This is a genomic window from Bradyrhizobium sp. AZCC 2176, from assembly GCF_036924645.1.
Taxonomy (GTDB): domain Bacteria; phylum Pseudomonadota; class Alphaproteobacteria; order Rhizobiales; family Xanthobacteraceae; genus Bradyrhizobium.
This window is the reverse complement of record NZ_JAZHRX010000001.1, coordinates 1,841,870-1,859,987: the sequence shown is the minus strand read 5'-3', so window position 1 is coordinate 1,859,987 and position 18,118 is coordinate 1,841,870. Positions and strand designations below refer to the sequence as shown.

16 protein-coding genes are annotated in these 18,118 nt (G+C 63.8%); 11 read left to right on the top strand and 5 right to left on the bottom strand.

The window, feature by feature from the left end:
* Positions 1–17 precede the first annotated feature (17 nt).
* Complete coding sequence (gene atzF, locus V1288_RS08495; RefSeq protein ID WP_334356616.1) at positions 18–1,826, bottom strand: allophanate hydrolase; 1,809 nt, start codon at positions 1,824–1,826, stop codon at positions 18–20.
* A 210-nt stretch (positions 1,827–2,036) separates the two neighbouring features.
* Complete coding sequence (locus V1288_RS08490; protein WP_334356615.1) at positions 2,037–2,552, bottom strand: MarR family winged helix-turn-helix transcriptional regulator; 516 nt, start codon at positions 2,550–2,552, stop codon at positions 2,037–2,039.
* A 171-nt stretch (positions 2,553–2,723) separates the two neighbouring features.
* Here V1288_RS08490 and V1288_RS08485 point away from each other — a divergent pair, with 171 nt between their 5' ends.
* Entirely contained in the window at positions 2,724–4,586 is a 1,863-nt protein-coding gene (locus V1288_RS08485; RefSeq protein ID WP_334356614.1) for a feruloyl-CoA synthase, read from the top strand.
* 12 nt (positions 4,587–4,598) lie between these two features.
* On the opposite strand, the gene V1288_RS08480 is transcribed toward V1288_RS08485, so the two are convergent.
* Positions 4,599–5,114: a MarR family winged helix-turn-helix transcriptional regulator gene (locus tag V1288_RS08480; RefSeq protein WP_334356613.1), complete on the bottom strand. Its 516-nt coding sequence runs from the start codon at positions 5,112–5,114 to the stop codon at positions 4,599–4,601.
* 112 nt (positions 5,115–5,226) lie between these two features.
* Here V1288_RS08480 and V1288_RS08475 point away from each other — a divergent pair, with 112 nt between their 5' ends.
* Positions 5,227–6,447 (top strand): ABC transporter substrate-binding protein, encoded by a 1,221-nt coding sequence (locus tag V1288_RS08475; protein ID WP_442893928.1) that lies wholly within the window; start codon positions 5,227–5,229, stop codon positions 6,445–6,447.
* Between the two features lie 255 nt (positions 6,448–6,702).
* Here the strand turns inward: V1288_RS08475 and V1288_RS08470 are convergent, their stop codons facing one another.
* Positions 6,703–7,233, bottom strand: a complete 531-nt coding sequence (locus V1288_RS08470) for a MarR family winged helix-turn-helix transcriptional regulator (RefSeq protein ID WP_334356612.1) — start codon at positions 7,231–7,233, stop codon at positions 6,703–6,705.
* 80 nt (positions 7,234–7,313) lie between these two features.
* On the opposite strand from V1288_RS08470, the gene V1288_RS08465 reads away from it, so the two are divergent.
* From V1288_RS08465 to V1288_RS08450, 4 genes are all read left to right on the top strand, one after another.
* A complete protein-coding gene (locus V1288_RS08465) occupies positions 7,314–8,549 on the top strand; it encodes a cytochrome P450 (RefSeq protein ID WP_442893927.1) in 1,236 nt (411 codons plus the stop codon).
* Positions 8,550–8,559: 10 nt separating this feature from the next.
* Positions 8,560–8,883, top strand: a complete 324-nt coding sequence (locus tag V1288_RS08460; protein ID WP_334356611.1) for a 2Fe-2S iron-sulfur cluster-binding protein — start codon at positions 8,560–8,562, stop codon at positions 8,881–8,883.
* Between the two features lie 83 nt (positions 8,884–8,966).
* On the top strand, positions 8,967–10,181 hold the full coding sequence (locus tag V1288_RS08455) for an ABC transporter substrate-binding protein (protein ID WP_334356610.1): 1,215 nt from the start codon (positions 8,967–8,969) through the stop codon (positions 10,179–10,181).
* A 191-nt stretch (positions 10,182–10,372) separates the two neighbouring features.
* Complete coding sequence (locus tag V1288_RS08450; protein WP_334361246.1) at positions 10,373–11,953, top strand: tannase/feruloyl esterase family alpha/beta hydrolase; 1,581 nt, start codon at positions 10,373–10,375, stop codon at positions 11,951–11,953.
* A gap of 21 nt (positions 11,954–11,974) precedes the next feature.
* Here the strand turns inward: V1288_RS08450 and V1288_RS08445 are convergent, their stop codons facing one another.
* Positions 11,975–13,249, bottom strand: a complete 1,275-nt coding sequence (locus V1288_RS08445; RefSeq protein ID WP_334356609.1) for an NAD(P)/FAD-dependent oxidoreductase — start codon at positions 13,247–13,249, stop codon at positions 11,975–11,977.
* Between the two features lie 208 nt (positions 13,250–13,457).
* On the opposite strand from V1288_RS08445, the gene V1288_RS08440 reads away from it, so the two are divergent.
* The 5 genes from V1288_RS08440 (at position 13,458) to V1288_RS08420 (ending at position 18,111) form a co-directional block, all read left to right on the top strand.
* Positions 13,458–13,766, top strand: coding sequence for a hypothetical protein (locus V1288_RS08440; RefSeq protein ID WP_334356608.1), 309 nt, complete (start codon positions 13,458–13,460; stop codon positions 13,764–13,766).
* A gap of 19 nt (positions 13,767–13,785) precedes the next feature.
* Positions 13,786–14,673 (top strand): sigma-70 family RNA polymerase sigma factor, encoded by an 888-nt coding sequence (locus V1288_RS08435; RefSeq protein WP_334356607.1) that lies wholly within the window; start codon positions 13,786–13,788, stop codon positions 14,671–14,673.
* Positions 14,674–14,926: 253 nt separating this feature from the next.
* Positions 14,927–16,102, top strand: coding sequence for an ABC transporter substrate-binding protein (locus V1288_RS08430; protein ID WP_334356606.1), 1,176 nt, complete (start codon positions 14,927–14,929; stop codon positions 16,100–16,102).
* Positions 16,103–16,249: 147 nt separating this feature from the next.
* Positions 16,250–17,167, top strand: a complete 918-nt coding sequence (locus V1288_RS08425; protein ID WP_247782881.1) for a branched-chain amino acid ABC transporter permease — start codon at positions 16,250–16,252, stop codon at positions 17,165–17,167.
* Positions 17,164–18,111 carry a branched-chain amino acid ABC transporter permease gene (locus V1288_RS08420; RefSeq protein ID WP_334356605.1) on the top strand — a complete coding sequence of 316 codons (948 nt, stop codon included), beginning with the start codon at positions 17,164–17,166 and terminating at the stop codon, positions 18,109–18,111. Before V1288_RS08425 ends, V1288_RS08420 begins: the two co-directional genes overlap by 4 nt.
* The last annotated feature ends 7 nt before the right edge of the window (positions 18,112–18,118 follow it).

Below are 18,118 nucleotides of genomic sequence, written 5' to 3'. Positions count from 1 at the left end.
ACCCTACGAAACGACGGCTAAACCCCCGCCTTCTCCGCCATGAACGCGCGCCAGCCGCCGAATGCGGAAATATCGCGCGCGCCATCGATCGCGGCGGGCTCGACCAGAAAACCTTTCACGCCTCTTCCATTCGCCAGCCGGATCGTGCCGATTCCGAGCGGCGGCGGGATCGCGGCGACGAATTTGCCGAACGCCGCTGCCGACAACGCCCATAGCTCCAGCCTGATCGCGCTTCCCGCGCCGGCGTCGACGCGCAGCATGCCGGGCTTCGGCGGCGTGGTGTCGAGCGCATAGAGTTTGTAATCCGGCGCGGTCGTGGCCGCCTCGATCAGGCGCGCGCCGAGCGCCTGCAGTTCGCCGTTGAGTGCCATACCGGAGAGATGCGCGCCGACCACAGCGATGGTGATCTCGTCGCCGGAGGCGTCCTCCGGCCATGGCGCGAGCGCGGGCTGCGTCAGGCCCCTGGCTCCCATCTTCAATTTGGTGTCGGCATGGAATACGCGGCCGATACTGGCGAGCTTGGCGTCGTGGCCTGCAGGCGCCAGCAGCGTGATGCCGAACGGAATGCCATCCGCGCGCATCGCGGCCGGTAGCGCCAGCCCGCAGAGGTCGAGCAGATTCACAAAATTGGTGTAGGTGCCGAGCCTTGAGTTGAGTTCGACCGGATTGGCCAGCACTTGCGCAGTCGAATAGGCGGTCGGCGCCGTCGGCAGCACCATCGCGTCGAAATTGGCGAAAGCACGCCCGGCCACGCGGCGCAGCGCCTGCAGCCGATAGAGCGAGGCAAAGGTGTCCGCGGCGGTCAGCCGCGCGCCGGCGGCCGTAATCTCGCGCGTCACCGGATGGATCGAATCCGGCGCGGACGCCAAGAGGTCGCGGATGACAAGGTATCGCTCGGCGACCCACGGGCCCTCATAGAGCAGCCGCGCGGTCTCGTAGAACGGCTCCAGGTCGAATTCGACCAGCGTGGCGCCGAGCGATGTCCAGCGCGCAAGCGCCTCGCCATAGGCCTTCTCCGCGGCGCGGTCGCCGAAGAAGATCAATTGGCCGTTGCGCGGCACGCCCAGTCGCAATTGGCTTGGAAACGCGGACATTTTCTCCAGCGGCCGGTCGCGCGAAAACGGATCGGCGCCGTCCGGTCCCGCCATCGCCGCCAGCGCGGCCATCGCATCGTCGACGGTGAGCGAGAACACCGAAATGCAGTCCAGCGTCCGGCATGCCGGCACCAGGCCGGCGTTGGAGATCAGCCCGAGACTTGGCTTCAGCCCGACGATGTTGTTGAGCATCGCCGGCACGCGCCCCGAACCCGCGGTATCGGTGCCGAGGGCCAGCGGCACCAGCCCTGCGGAAACCGCGACCGCCGATCCCGAGCTCGATCCGCCCGGAATCAAATCGGCGCGGATCGGATTGACGGGGATGCCGTAGGGGGACCGGACGCCGACCAGACCGGTCGCGAACTGGTCGAGATTGGTCTTGCCGATGATGATGGCGCCGGCCGCCCGCAATTTTGCCACTGCCGTCGAATCCTGCGCAGGCGAATACGAGAAGGCCGGGCAGGCCGCCGTGGTCGGCATGCCCTGCGCGTCGATATTGTCTTTCACCGCGACCGGGACGCCGAAAAGCGGAAGCGCCGCGGCGTCCTTTGCGCCCAGCGCTTCGGCCTCCGCCAGCGCCTCCTTCTCGTCGCGCAGGCTGATGAACACGGCCGGATCGTTATAGGCGCGGATGCGCTGATAACTGCGCGCGACGGTTTGCGCCGGGGTCATGGTCGCGGCGCGGTGCGCGGCGACGATGGCGGCAACGGTTTCAGGCACGTCAGACCCCATGGCGAGCAAAACTCCAGCGAGCAAGGCTTTACCGGGAATGAAGCAAGCGATGTGCCATTGTGTACAATGGCGGAATGGTACCGACCGTAAGGGATAGGTACGTAATATCAAGTATTTAAGATATTGGCGGGCGCGGTTTGCGAGTCTGGTGCGGTCGAGTGGTTGCCCAATATTTAGGCGAACGGACCCACGGCGAGGCTACGGCCGCGCTCAGGTGAAGGCGGAAAGGATTTGCAGCAACCGCTCGCGGTTTTCCTTGCCGATTTTATCGGCCACATGGCGCTCATGTTCGGCGGCGAGCCGCCTGAACTGCGTCAGCGCCGTCCTGCCGCGCGCGGTCAGGTGCAGGGCGTGGGAGCGCCGGTCGGTCGCGGATCTGACGCGGCTGACGAGGTCGCGATGTTCGAGACTGTCCAACAGATGCACCAGCCTGGCGCGCTCGATCCCGAGCCGCTTGGCGACCGCCATCTGGCTCAGCCCGGGATTGGCACCGATCACCGTCATCACCGAATACTGCGTCGGGCGGATATCGACGGCGGCGAGCGTGCGGATAAAATCCTGAAAAATCCAGATCTGGAAGCGCCGCACCGCATAACCGGCGTGGCCGGCCAGCGCGTCGAGGCCAATCTCGTCTTCCCCGGCGTCGCGTTGCGCGTTGCCGGCTTCATGCCGCGTCCGGCCGGGACGCGGCCGCGTGCTCGCGCGCGATTTGGCCGTTCTGGGCATTAGACCGTTCCCCGCCATCGTTTCCTTTTTCTAGCGCTTCGCGGGCTTCAGGGGAAGATTGTTGTTGACGACAACAATTGTTGTGCTCAACATTAGGGTCAAGCAGCCCTTCGAGCTGCACGCCGGCACGATGCGCGGCAATCCCGTAACCATTCGGGACAGGAGGAAACCATGACCATCGCCGCCGCAAGCGGTGACAATTCCCGCAGTCTGTTCGCGGCACCCGCAATTGTCGCCGATCGCCGCGCCGACGGCAGCATTCTGGTGAAGTCGACCACACCACTTCAGCCAGCGGCTCGCTGCATCGGCGACTGGCTGGAGCATTGGGCGCGGCAGGCGCCGGAGCGGGTTTTTCTCGCCGATCGCGCCAGTGTCGATGTGCCGTGGTCGATAGTCACCTACAAGGATGCGTTGAAGCAGGTGCGCGCGGCGGCCGCGTGGATACTCGCGCAAGGCCTGAGCATCGAGCGTCCGCTGGTGATCCTGTCCGACAACAGCGTCGAGCATGCGCTGTTCGCGCTCGCGGCCCAGCATGTCGGCGTGCCATCGGCTGCGATCTCGCCGGCCTATTCGCTGATGTCCAAGGATTTCGACAAGCTCAAGAGCATGGTCAGGCTGCTTGGGCCCGGCGCGATCTATGTTTCCAGCATGAAACCGTTTGCGGCGGCGCTGGCGGCGATCAAGCCGCACCATTCGGCTACGATCGTCAGCGGCAGCGCCGCCGATACCGACGCGATCTCCTTCCGCAGTATCGCGGCCACGCCGGAAATGCCTGACGTCGAGAAGGCCTTCGGCGCGATCACGCCCGATACGATCGCAAAATTTCTGTTCACCTCGGGTTCGACCGGCACGCCAAAGGCCGTCATCAACACCCAGCGCATGCTGACCTCGAGCCAGCAGGCCAAGGCGCAGACCTGGACGTTCCTTGCGGATAGCGGCGAGGATCTCGTCATCCTCGACTGGCTGCCCTGGAGCCATACCTTCGGCGCCAACCACAATTTCAATCTGGTGCTGCGCAACGGCGGCACGCTCTATGTCGACGGCGGCAAGCCGGCGCCCGGGCTGTTTGCGACCTCGCTGGCCAATCTGCGCAGCGTGATGCCGACGGTCTATTTCAACGTGCCGCGCGGCTTTGACATGCTGATCGCGGCGCTGCGAAGCGATGAGGCGTTGCGCAAGAAATTCTTCCGCGAGGTGAAGTTCGCCTTCTACGCGGGCGCTGCGCTGCCGCAGAATCTCTGGGACGCTCTGGAAGAACTTTCGATCAAGACCGTCGGCCGCGCGATGCCGATGGTGTCGGCCTGGGGTTCGACCGAGACCTCGCCGCTCGCGACCGACTGCCATTTTCAGGCGAAACGTTCCGGCAATATCGGCGTGCCGATCCCCGGCACCGAATTGAAGCTGGTGCCGTCGGGCGACAAGCTGGAGGTGCGCGTGCGCGGCCCGAACGTCACGCCCGGCTACTGGAAGGCACCGGAACTGACTGCGCAGGCGTTCGATGCGGAAGGCTTTTACCTGATCGGCGACGCCGCCACCTTTGCCGATCCGGCGCGCCCCGAACTTGGACTGTTTTTCGACGGCCGCGTCGCGGAAGATTTCAAGCTCAATTCCGGCACCTGGGTCAGCGTCGGCACCCTGCGCGTCGCCGGCATCGCCGCGCTGGCGCCGCTGGCGCAGGATATCGTGGTGACCGGTCACGGCGGCGATGAGGTCCGTTTTCTGGTATTTCCGAACGTCGCGGCCTGCCGGGCGCATGCCGGCCTGTCAGAGGATGCCGATGTGAAAGACGTGATCGGCCACGACAAGGTTCGCAGCGCGATCGCGCAGGGTCTTGCAAAGCTGAAGGCCCAGAGCGGCAACTCGTCCGGTCACGCCACGCGGGCGCTGCTGCTGGCGGAGCCGCCCTCGGTCGACGGCGGCGAGATCACCGACAAGGGCTACATCAACCAGCGCGCGGTGCTGACGCGGCGCGCGATCGCGGTGGCAGCACTGGACGATGATTCGTCGGCCGAATGGATCGGCTGCGACGGCTGAGACGCAGGCGTCTCAAAGCCCGTTTTTGTGCGCTTCGACCAGCCGCACCAGCATCTGGAGAAAGGCTGCCTGCTCGGGTTTGCTCAGCGCGGAAAGCGTCTGCGCGTTGAAACTTTCGCCGAGCCGGCTGGCCTCGTCGGCGCGCCTCTCGCCCGTCGCACTGAGGCTGAGCTCGACCGCCCGCTTGTCCCGCGTGGACCGCTTGCGCTTCAAGACGCCGGTCTCTTCCATCCGCGACAGAATTTTTACCAGGTTGGGCAGTTGCATTTTCAGCACGCCGGCCAACTCGCTCTGCGTCACCGTCTTGTTGTCGCGGACGGTGACGAGGATGGCGTATTCGAGCGGCGAGAGCTTTAGCGATTCGAAATACGGATAGAACGCCTCGAAATTCTGCAATTGCAGGATCCGGATCATGAATCCCGGGGTCTGCTGTAGCGCGGTGAGATCGAGCTCTCGGCCCGCGCCCGGCTCGGCAGGTCTGGCGGCCCCGTTGCCCCTGCGCGTCGAAGCTTTGGCGATTCTTCCCATGGGCAATAGCTCGCACGGCACCACGTGAATTGACAATCCTCAAAATACTTATAAGTTATAAGTAATTTCGGAGTGGTCGCGAAGGCCGCCTTTTCCATCCAGGAGGGAATGCATGCGACAGCTTTTTCGTACGGGAATGCTCGTTGCCGCGCTCGGCGGCATATTCGTCGGCACCGCCCAAGGCCAAGCCTATGGCCAGGATCGCGTCCGGATCGGCGTGCTTAACGACCAGTCAGGCGTATTTTCGACCTACCAGGGCGTAGGTTCGGTCATTGCCGCGCAAATGGCGGTGGAGGATTACGGCGGCAAGGCCGCCGGCAAGCCCGTCGACGTCATCACCGCCGATCACCAGAACAAGACCGACACAGGCGTCGGCATCGCGCGGCGCTGGTATGACACCGAAAACATCGATGCCATCTTCGACTTGCCGAACTCGGCGATCGCGCTCGCGGTCGCCAATATGAGCGAGCAGAAGAACAAGGTCTTCATCGGCTCCGGCGCCGGCACCGCGCTGCTCACCGGCGAAAGGTGCACGCCGAATACCGTGCACTGGACCTACGATACCTATGCCTATGGCCGCGGCCTCGGCAAAGCCGTGGTCGCGCAGGGCGGCAAGAAATGGTTCTTCCTCACCGCCGATTATGCCTTCGGCCACGATCTGGAGAAGCAGGCTGTCGAAGGCGTCAAGGCCTCCGGCGGCGAAGTGCTCGGCGCTGTGCGCCACCCGCTCGGCACCGCCGATTACGCCTCCTTCCTGCTGCAGGCGCAGGCCTCGGGCGCCGATATCGTCGGCGTGGCCAATGCGGGCGACGACACCATCACCTCGATCAAGCAGGCGGCGGAATTCGGGCTGACGCAGAAACAGAAACTGGTCGGCCTGATCCTCGGCATGAACGGCATTCCCGCGCTCGGCCTGAAGGCGGCGCAGGGCGCGCAGATCATGAATCCGTTCTACTGGGATTTGAACGATGGTACGCGCGCCTTTGCCAAGCGGTTCGCCGAACGCCATCCGCAGAAGAATTATCCGAACGACATGCAGGCCGGCGTCTACGCGTCCGTGCTGCATTATCTGAAGGCCGTCGACAAGGTCGGCGGCGCTGCCGATGGCAAGGCCGTAGTCGCGGCGATGAAGGCGATGCCGACCGACGATCCGCTGTTCGGCAAGGGAACCATCCGCAGCGACGGCCGCAAGATTCACCCGCTCTATCTGCTCGAGGTCAAGAAACCCGACGAATCCACGTCGAAATGGGATCTTCTGAAAGTCGTCGCAACCATTCCAGGCGATCAGGCGTTTCGTCCCGAGAGCGAGGGCAACTGCCCGCTGGTCAAGTAAGTAACCTGAACCCGCGAATGGCCCGGGGCCGTTCGCGGAATTCATCTGCCGTGGTCCGCTATTTATGTTGCCAAGGCAACTAATTTGTGCGAGCCTGTTTTGGAACAAGCGGCCGATCGAAGAGCACAGAGATTGCCGGGCCGTGCGGGGGAGAAACGGATGTCCGGACGGTCAGATCGTCACGACGTAATGCATCGATGCGCGCGCGTCGGTTCTGCGGCCGCGCCTGAGAGCGCTGCGGCCAGTGCGTTCCGTTCAGGCGCGCTCGTCGACTTCGCCAGCGCCTTTCACGGCATCGAGATTGCCATGCACCCGCAACAGCAGGGCGATCAGGGTCTCGCGTTCCGGCTTGCTCAGGCAGGAAAGCAGGCGGCGTTCGCGTTCAAGCGCGACCGCAATGACCTGGTCGTGGATGGTATAGCCCTTCGCGGTCAGCGAGATCGAATGGGTGCGTCCGTCCTGTCGGTCGGCCCTGATGCTGATCAGCCCGCGCTCTTCCATTCCTGCCAAGGTCCGGCTGACCGGCCCCTTGTCGAAACCGATCACATGGCAGATGCGCGCCGCGGAAATTTCCGGCTCGATCGCAAGCAACGACAGGATCCGCCATTCCGTGACGTTGACCCCAAAGCGCTTCTGATAAACCACGGTCGCGCTGCGCGACAATTTGTTGGCGATGAAGGTGATGAGCGCCGGAACGTAACGGTCGAGGTCGAGCACCTGTTCGGCCCGTCCGCTCTTGCCTGCCGCGCCCGCGCGAGGGGGCCGCGCCTGTCTGTTCCTGCTCATGCTCTTCCAAAGCTGCTTCAGCGCCCCAGACATAGAGACAGCGCACACCGCTCTGCAAGAACATTATGCAGGAGGCCCACATGAGCGCGAACGCCCCGATGGACCAAGCAACCTCAACGCAGCGCCCGCCGGCGGGCGTACTGAGGCTGGACGTGGACCCGTTCTCGACCGAATTCTTCGAGGAGCCGTACCCGATTCACGAAGTCCTCCGCGAGGCCGGGCCGGTGGTCTGGCTCGACAAATGGAGCGTCTATGGCGTGGCGCGCTATGCCGAGGTTCACGCTGTCCTCAACGATCCCCTGACGTTCTGTTCGAGCCGCGGTGTGGGACTGAGCGATTTCGCCAAGGAAAAGCCGTGGCGGCCGCCAAGCATCATCCTCGAGGCCGACCCGCCGGCCCATACCAGGACCCGCGCCGTGCTCAGCAACGTGCTGTCGCCAACCGCAATGAAAGGGGTCCGAGAACAATTTACGGCGATGGCCGCCGCCAAGGTCGACGAACTGCTGGCGTGCCGCAGTTTCGATGCGATTGCTGATCTCGCGGAAGCCTACCCGCTGTCGGTGTTCCCCGATGCGGTGGGCCTGAAGCAGGAAGGCCGGGAGAATCTTCTTCCCTATGCGAGCCTGGTGTTCAACGCCTTCGGGCCGCCGAACCAGTTGCGGCAGGAGGCGATAGAGCGCTCAGCGCCGCACCAGGCCTATGTCGCTGCGCAGTGCAAGCGTGAAAATCTCGCGCCCGGCGGCTTCGGCGCCTGCGTCCATGCCCGTGCCGATGCGGGCGACATCACGGCGGAAGAAGCACAGATATTGGTGCGTTCGCTGCTTTCCGCGGGGCTCGATACCACCGTCAACGGCATCGGCGCCGCGCTCTATTGTCTTGCGCGCTTCCCTGATCAGCTTGCGCGGCTGCGCGGCGATCCAACGCTGGCGCGCAACGCATTCGAGGAGGCGATCCGTTTCGAAAGTCCGGTGCAGACCTTCTTCCGTACCACGACGCGGGAGGTCGAACTCGCAGGCCATCGCATTGGCGAAGGCGAGAAGGTTCTGATGTTCCTCGGCGCTGCCAACCGCGATCCGCGGCGTTGGGAAAACCCGGATAGTTACGACGTGACCCGTCGGACCTCGGGCCATGTCGGATTCGGCTCGGGCATCCATATGTGCGTCGGCCAGCTTCTGGCGCGCCTCGAAGGCGAGGTGATGCTGGCGGCGATCGCGCGCAAGGTCGCGAGCATCGAGATCACCGGTCCAGTGAAGCGCCGCTACAACAACACGCTGCGCGGCCTCGAAAGTCTCCCCATCACGATTTCTCCGGCCTGACGGACCGCTTATGCCAAGCATCATCTTTATCCATCCCGACGGCCGCCGGCAGCACACCGAGGCGAGCGTGGGCGAAAGCGTCATGCAGGCCGCGACGCGCAACGATATCAACGGAATCCTGGCGGAATGCGGTGGCAACGCCATGTGCGCCACCTGTCATGTCTATGTCGACGAGGATTGGCTCGCCCGTCTGCCGGCCATGGGCGGCGACGAGGACGCGCTGCTGGATGGCGCGGCCGCCGAGCGGCAGGCCAACAGCCGCCTGTCCTGCCAGATCAAGCTCGCGGCCGATCTCGATGGTTTGGTCCTTAGCCTGCCGGACCGGCAATTGTAACGGCGGCATCGCCCGATATCGCACAGCGAAGTCAAACCCGGCGAAGTCCGGGAAACCCAGAATCAAATTCAAGGGAGAAACAAATGAAGGTTTGCAGATTCGGTCTGGCGCTTGCCTTATCGTGCGCGACGTGGGGCGCCGCGCGTGCGGAGATATCAGATAACGTTGTCCGCGTCGGCGTGCTCAACGACATCTCCGGCATCTTCCAGGACACCAACGGCATGGGTTCGGTAGAGGCCGCGCGGATGGCGGCGGAAGATTTCAACGGTGGCGGCAAGAACATCAAGGTCGAAATCGTCTATGCCGACCACCAGAACAAGGCCGATGTGGGATCGGCGATCGTGCGCAAATGGCTCGATGTCGACGGCGTCGATGCCGTGGTTGACGTGCCGAATTCGGCGGTCGGTCTCACCATCAATTCGCTGCTGCGCGACAGCCGCATGACGTTTCTCGCGTCGTCGACCGCGAGTTCCGACCTGACCGGCAAGGCCTGCTCGCCCAACACCATCCAGTGGGTCAACGATGCCTGGGCGACCGGCAATTCCACGGCAGCGGCGATGATGGCGCGCGGCGGCAAGGAATGGTACTTCATCACGGTGAATTTTGCGCTCGGCCAGGGCATCGAGGCCGAGGCCACCAACTACATCGAAAAGCACGGCGGCAAGGTGCTGGGCTCGGCCAAGCATCCGCTCAACACGCCGGATTTTGCCTCGCTTCTGCTGCAGGCGCAGAATTCCAAGGCCAAGGTGATCGGGCTTGCCAATGCCGGCGGCGATACCGTCAATGCCGTGAAGCAAGCTGCCGAGTTCGGTCTTCAGCAAAGCGGCCAGACCATGGTGGCGTTCCTGCTGTTCATCAACGACGTCCATGGCATGGGCTTGAAGGTCGGCCAGGGCCTGCAATTGTTCGAGGCGTTCTACTGGGACAAGGACGACGACACCCGCGCCTTCGCCAAACGTTTCGCGGCGCGGCCGGGCGTGAACGGCAAGATGCCGAGCGGCAACCAGGCCGGCGTCTATGCTTCCACGCTGGCCTATCTCAACGCGGTCGCGGCGACCGGCAGCGATCATGCCAAGGACGCGGTGCCGCAGATGAAGAAGTTCAAGGGCAAGGACAAGCTGTTCGGCGACGTCACCATCCGCCAGGACGGCCGCGTCATTCACCCGATGTACCTGTTCGAAGTGAAGAAGCCGGAAGAGTCGAAATATCCCTACGATTACTACAAGCTGGTTTCGACGATTCCGGCCGATCAGGCCTTCCGTCCGCTTGCCGAAGGCGGTTGCTCGCTGGTGAAGTGAGGCTTATTTCGATTGACGTCCGCGCGTCGCAAATCATTGTAGGCCTGACGGCCGGCCCAAAATGTGGCTGCAAGACGATAGCGAGGGGGGAAACAATGCAACGCCTCAAGTTAGATATGCGCGCGTGGGTTCAGTTCGCTTCGCTGCTCGCGGCTGCTCCGCTCTGCAGTGCGGATGCGATAGCCGCGAAGATGGCCGGCGATCCGGCTGCGACCTGCGGCGACCTTATCCGGCCGACCGATAATGCCGTCCGGGTCGACTCCGCCTCCATCGTCGCGCCTACACCACTCACGGTCGCCGAAAGAGGACCGACGCCGGCGGCGCGCGTCACGCCGGCCAATCCGGAATTCTGCAAGGTGCTCGGCCAGATCGCGCCATCAGATCCCAATGCGCCGCCGATCAAATTCCAGGTGAATCTCCCGGTCGAGTGGAACGGCCGCTCGCTGCAATATGGCGGCGGCGGCTTCAACGGCGTGCTGATCACCGGCCTCGCTCTGCCGCCGGCCTATCCGTTCGGCGCGCCGTCGCCGCTGGCGCGCGGCTTTGTCACCTATGGCACGGATTCCGGCCATGAGACCAAGGCGGGCGAGCCGCCGCAGGTGTTCGCGCTCAACGACGAGGCTTTCGAGAATTTTGCGCATCGATCCTACAAGCGGGTGCGGGACGCCGCCGTGGCCCTGATGGTGCGCGCCTACGGCAATCCGCCGGCCAAGCTGTACTTCATGGGATCGTCGGAAGGCGGCCGCGAGGCGCTCACCATGGCGCAGCGCTATCCCGATGACTTTGACGGCCTCTTCGCGCGCGTCCCTGTGATCAACTGGGTTGGACTGCAGCACGCCGGGACGCGGTCGGGGCTAGCGACGATGGGCGAGGGCTGGATCCGTCCTGCGCAAGTCGAACTTGTGGCGAAAGCGGTACTGCAGGCGTGCGACACGGCCGACGGCTCGGACGACCAGTTGGTTCAGGATCCGGTCGGCTGCAAGGCCAAATTCCGGCCCGAGTCGTTGCGATGCCCGGAGGGCCAAAGCAGCGACCAGTGCCTGAGCGCCGCCCAGATCACGGCGATCAAGACGCTGCATTCGACTTACAAATTTCCGTTCGCATTGGAGAATGGCCTCGATGATTATCCGGGCTGGGGGGTGTCGGGCGAAAATATTCCCGCGTTCGGTCCGACCGGCGGCTGGAGCTCCTGGTGGCTCGGCAAGGCACCACCGGCGCAGCCGCCGGTGCCGGCCAACGGCATCGCCTGGATCTACGGCGCGGGCGGCATCCAGTATGTCTTTGCGCGCGACCCTCAGCTCGATGTCACAAAATACAAGCCCGAAGATCACAAGGAGCGCCTGCTTCAGGTATCCAAGCTGATGGATTCGACCAATCCGGACCTCAGCCGCTTTGCCGCGCGCGGAGGCAAGCTCGTGATCCTCGAGCACATGGCCGACTACGCCCAGAGCCCTTATGCGGGAATCCGCTACTTCGAAAACGTGCAGCGCGCGTTGGGCAAGGAAAAGACGGCGGAGTTCGTGCGGCTCTACACGGCGCCCGGCGTCGATCATGTCGGCTCCGGCGCGCCCGCCAATGTCGACATGTTGGCCGTGCTGGTCGACTGGGTCGAGAATGGCAAGGCGCCCGGCGATATCGCGGTGACCGAGCAGAAGGTCGAGGCACCGGCGTTCGAAGTGACGCGCGCGCTGCCATTGTGCCAGTGGCCGGCATGGCCGCACTACAAATCGGGGCCGGTCGATCGGGCGGCCAGCTTTTTCTGCGCGCCGTGAGGTGTCTTTCGTTCCGGAAACCTAGCCCGTGACCTTGCTCGAGCCCTGCGTGATCAGCCGTGCGGCGCGCTGGTCGCGGGCGTGGATCCACAGCCAGCTGAGGGCGACGCTGAGGCGGTTGCGCAGGCCGATCAGGAAGTAGATGTGAGCGATGCCCCAGATCCACCAGGCGAGATTGCCGCGCAGCTTGATGCGGCCGAAGTCGATCACCGCCTTTTTCTTGCCGATCTGCGCGAGACTGCCGGCGTGCTTGTAGCGGAACGCCGGCAGCGTGCCGCCGTTCAGGCGCGCCTTGATCAGCGCCGCCACGTAGCGCCCCTGCTGCTTGGCCGCCGGCGCGATGCCCGGCACCGGATTGCCGTCGGGGCCGGCAATGGTCACGGTGTCGCCGACGGCGAAGATGTCGGAATGGCCGGGCACGGTGAGGTCGGGCTCGACCTTCAAACGGTAGGCGCGGTCGGCCGGCGCGTTCAGCCATTCCGCCGCGCGCGAGGCGCGCACGCCAGCGGCCCAGACGATGGTTCTGGCTTCCAGCTTGTTGCCGCCATAGACCACGCCATCGATGGCGCATTCGGTGACGGGCTGCCCCAGCACCACCTCGACGCCGATCTGCTCCAGCGAGCGCTGCGCGTAGGCCGAGAGGTCCTCGGGAAAGCCAGCCAGCACGCGCGGGCCGGCCTCGACCAGCACCACGCGGGTCTTGTGGGTGTCGATGTTGCGAAAGTCCGGCGGCAGCGTGTCCCTGGCGAGATCGGCGATGGTTCCAGCCATTTCGACGCCGGTCGGGCCGGCGCCGATGATGACGAAGGTCAACAGCGCCGCGCGCCGCGCCGGATCGGTCTCGCGCTCGGCGCGCTCGAAGGCGACGAGGATGCGCCGCCGCAGCGTCGTGGCATCCTCCAGTGTCTTCAGGCCGGGCGCGAACGGCTCCCATTCGTCATGGCCGAAATAGGCGTGGCGGGCGCCGGTGGCGAGTATCAGCGTGTCATAGGCGATCGCATCGCCGTCTTCGAGCAGCACACGCTTGCCCGCAGCATCGACGCCACTGACATTTGCGAAAAGCGTCGTCACCTCCTTGCGTCCGCGCAGGAGATAGCGGATCGGCCAGGCGATTTCCGAGGTCGCCAGCGAAGCGGTCGCGACCTGGTAGAGCAGCGGCTGGAACAGATGATGATTGCGGCGATCGATCAGCGTGATCCTGACCGGCGCACCGGCGAGACCAAAGGCCGCTTCCAGCCCGCCGAAACCGGCGCCAACGATCACCACGTGATGGGGCTGTTTCGGAGTTGTCGTCATCGGATGCGGCCCGGTTTCAGATGTTTCAACATATTGGATTATGTAGCCATTTGCGGCTCCGGTCCAAGGCGCGTTTGCTAATCGGTCGATAGCGAAAGCGTATCGCGCAGGCCCCAAAAACATTTTTCCGGGCCCGCATCCTTTGGCTGGCTCCAAACGTCCTTGGGGTCGAAGCGCTGCCTTTGCAGCCGCCAACGAGGAGAAGCCCATGCGACGGACCGTGGTAAGATACAAGGCAAAGCCGGAAATGGCCGACAGGAACGCCGAACTGGTCGCGGCGGTGTTTGCGGAACTGAAGGCGGCGCAGCCGGAAGGCCTGCGCTATATGTCGCTGCGGCTGGAGGACGACACCTTCATCCACGTCGTCGAGACCGCGGCCGATGATGGCTCGAGCCCGTTGCCGAAGCTGCCGGCGTTCGCGGCATTCCAGAACGGCATTCGGGAGCGCTGCGCCGAACCGCCGCTGCCTAAAGGCGCCACCATCGTCGGCAATTATCGCATGCTGGGCGAGAACTGAACCGCCTGCCGGAGGTCGAATGACAGGGGTGCCCGAGACGTCCGCCGTCTTTGACATCGAACGCCTGCTGGTGGCGATGCGGCCAAGGCTGCATCGCTATTGCGCGCGCATGGTCGGCTCGGTCATCGACGGCGAGGACGTGCTGCAGGATGCGCTGATCAAAGCGGTGGAGGCGCAGGCTGGTGCCGGCGAGGTCGGCAATCCCGAAGGCTGGCTGTTCCGGATCGCGCACAACACCGCGCTGGATTTCCTGCGCCGGCGCAACCGTCAGGAGGCGCTGCGGGGACCAGCGGAGGTGGACATGATCGTTGACCAACTCGATGCCGTGGAGAGCCGCCAGATCGCCGCCACCTCCTTGCGCACCTTCATGCGCCTGCCGGTGGCGCAGCGCTCAAGCGTGATCCTGATGGACGTGCTCGGCTGCTCGCTCAAGGAGATCTGCGAAGTGATGGATTGCAGCCTGCCGGCGGCCAAGGCCGCGCTGCATCGCGGACGCGCGCAGTTGCGGGAAATCGCCGATGAGCCGGAGGACACGCCGCAGCAGCGATTATCGGATGCCGATCGCGCGCGCCTGGGCGCCTATGTCGCCCATTTCAACGCCCGCGATTTCGACGCGATCCGCGCCATGATCTCGGACGACGTCAGGCTTGATCTCGTCAGCAAGTCCCGCCTGAACGGCAAGGCCGAAGTGTCCCGCTATTTCGGCAATTACGCCAAGGTAAGCGACTGGCATCTGGTGCCGGGCCTGGTGGAGGGACATCCCGCCATCCTGGTGTTTGATCCGAACGCGCCTGACCAAGGGCCGAAATATTTCATGCTGCTGGGCTGGGCGGCCGGCCAAGTCGCGACCATCCGTGATTTCCGCCATGCGGCGTACGTAATCGACGGCGCGGAATATCTGGTCTAACCCAGCCCCAGGGTGCGACAATTGTTGCCTTGGCAACCGGCACTATAGTTCTTGCCATCCTCGCCATCCACGAATTATGGTGCAGGCCATCGGGAGGATGAGCCGAAGGTCCAAAGCCGGGCCAGCGGTTCATGCTTGCCGCAGACCGGCGATTTCGCGCACAAAATACCTCACCTGATAATGAGGCGTGCGGGACAAGCGCGGTCGCCCGGTCGACCGGGTCTGGTACGATAACGAGGAGGGGAGTGATATTATGAAAAAGGCATTCTGGCTGGCGGGCGCGGCTTTTCTGGCGCTGGCGCAGCCCGCGTCCGCGGGCGACACCATCAAAATCGGCTTCGTTTCGACCTTCAGCGGCCCGACCGCTGTGATCGGCAACGACATGCGCAATTCATTCGAACTGGCGCTCGACCATCTCGGCCGCAAGATGGGCGGCAAGCCGGTCGAGGTGATCTACGAGGACGACGGCCAGAAGCCCGATGTCGGCAAGCAGAAGACCGAAAAGCTGATCCAGTCCGACAAGGTCGATTTCATCGCCGGCTATATCTGGTCGAACGTGCTGCTGGCTTCGCTGAAGACCGCGGTCGATTCAAAAACCTTCCTGATCTCGGCCAATGCCGGACCCTCGCAGCTCGCCGGCGAACTCTGCTCGCCTTACGTCTTCTCCACCTCCTGGCAGAATGACCAGACCCCGCAGGCGGTCGGCACCTACATGAACCAGAAGGGCGTCAAGTCGGTATTCCTGATCGGTCCGAACTACGCCGCCGGCAAGGACATGCTGGCCGGCGTGAAGAGCACGTTCAAGGGCCAGGTCGTGGGCGAGGAATACACGGTGTGGCCGAGCCAGCTCGACTTCTCCGCCGAGCTCACCAAGGCCAAGAACTCCAAGGCCGAGTCGATCTTCGTGTTCTATCCGGGCGCTGCCGGCGTGCAGTTCCTCAATCAATACGCCCAGGCCGGCCTCAAGGGGCAGATCCCGCTCTATACGGCGTTCACCATCGACGAATTGTCGCTGCCGCTGCAAAAGGAAAACGCAATCGGCGTGCCCGGCGCGCAGCAATGGGTCAACGATTTGCCGTTCCCCGAGAACAAGAAGTTCGTCGAAGATTACCGCAAAAAGTACACCGGCCTGCGCCCGACCTTCTACGGCGCGCAGTCCTATGATGCCGCCAACCTGATCAACAGCGCGGTTATCGCCGCGAAGGGCGACACCTCGAAGAAGGACGAGATGAAGGCCGAGATGGAGAAGGCCAACTTCAAGTCGGTGCGCGGTCCGTTCAAATACGGCAACAACCACATCCCGATCCAGAATTTCTATCTCCAGGACGTGGTCAAGGACGCCGACGGCCAGCTCGCCCTCAAGACGGTGGCGACCATCGTCAAGGACGACCAGGACCGCTTCGCCGACAAATGTCCGATGAAGAAGTGATGGTTGGCATGGCCGGTGCATGATCTCGCGGACACGCCCCCGGGCTTGACCCGGAGGCGGTTTGCGACAGATCATCCGCCCAACAAGAAAAATGGCGGCGGCGCAGATGTGCTGCCGCTGTTTTGTTAGGCCTAGAGTTTAGGATTCATGCTCGTCCTCGTAGAACAATCGCTGAACGGCCTGCAGTTCGGCCTGCTGCTGTTTTTGCTGGCGGCCGGCCTGACGCTGGTGTTCGGCATCATGGATTTCGTCAATCTGGCGCACGGCTCGCTCTACATGATGGGCGCCTATTTCGCCGCCACCTTCGTGGCGTGGACGAACAGTTTTGTGCTCGGCATCCTGCTGGCGCTCGGTGCCACGTTGCTGCTCGGCATCGCGCTCGAATTCATCGCGCTCCGGCATCTTTACGGCCGCGACCATCTCGATCAGGTGCTGGCGACCTTCGGGCTGATTTTGTTTTTCAATGACGCCGTGCGGCTGATCTGGGGCCCGGCCGGCCTGTCGCTGCCGCTGCCGGCCTGGCTGACCGTGCCGGTGCAGATCGTCCCCGGCGTGTTCTATCCGGCCTATCGGCTGTCGATCATCGTGGTCGCGCTGGCGGTCGCGGCATTGCTTTATGTCGTCGTCATGCGCACCCGCATCGGCATGCTGATCCGCGCCGGCGCCTCCAATCGCGAAATGATCGGCGCGCTCGGCATCAACATCAAGCTGCTGTTCACGCTGGTGTTCGGGCTTGGCGCGGCGCTTGCGGGCCTCGCCGGGCTGATGCAGGCACCGATCCTCACGGTGCAGATCGGCATGGGCGAGAACATCCTGATTCTCGCCTTCGTCATCATCGTCATCGGCGGCATCGGCTCGATCCGCGGCGCGTTCCTGGCAGCGATCTTTGTCGGCATGATCGATACGCTTGGCCGCGCCTTCCTGCCCGATCTGCTGCGCATGGTGCTGAGTTCCGCCGCCGCTTCGACCGCCGCACCCGCCCTGTCGTCGATGCTGATCTATCTCCTGATGGCCATCGTTCTCGTGGTGCGGCCGGAGGGGCTGTTTCCGGCCGCCAAGCGATGAAATCTCAGCTCAACGTCCGCAACGTCGTCGTGGCGCTCGTCGCACTTGGCCTCACGCTGCTGCCGGTCTATTCCGCGCTGACCGGCAACATCTTTATCCTGACGCTGTTCACCCGCATCGTCATCTTTGCGCTCGCCGCCGCCAGCCTCAACCTCATCATGGGCTATGGCGGCATGATGAGTTTTGGTCATGCCGCCTATCTCGGCATCGGCGGCTATGCGGTGGGCATCCTGGCCTATGAAGGCATCGGCTCCGGCTTCATCCAGTGGCCGGTGGCGCTGGCGGCGTCGGCGCTGTATGCGCTCGTGATCGGCGCGCTGTCGCTCCGCACCCGCGGCGTCTATTTCATCATGATCACGCTCGCCTTCGCGCAGATGGCCTACTACGTCACCTCGGGGTTGTCGCGCTATGGCGGTGACGACGGCCTCACGATCTACAAGCGCAGCACTTTCGGCGGCCTGATCGACCTGTCGAACCGCGTGCAGTTCTACTACCTTTGCCTCGCCTGCCTGTTCGGCGGCGTCTATTTGATCTGGCGTATCATCAATTCGCGCTTCGGCATGGTGGTGCAGGGTGTCCGTTCCAACGAGCAGCGCATGCAGGCGATCGGCTTTCATGCCAACAGATATCGTCTCGTCTGTTTCGTCATCTCCGGCACGATCTGCGGCCTCGCCGGCGCACTGCTCGCCAACAATACCGACTTCATCAGCCCGGCCGGGATGTACTGGACCCGCTCTGGCGAACTCATGGTGATGGTGGTCTTCGGCGGCATGGGCTCGCTGTTCGGCCCTGTCCTGGGCACCATCGTATTCCTCCTGCTGGAAGAAGTCCTGTCGCAATTCACCGAATACTGGGCGCTGATCATGGGCCCGCTGTTGCTGCTGATCGTGCTGTTCGCGCGTGGCGGCATCATGGGCGTACTCGGGAGGTTTAGCCGTGGTTGATTCTTTG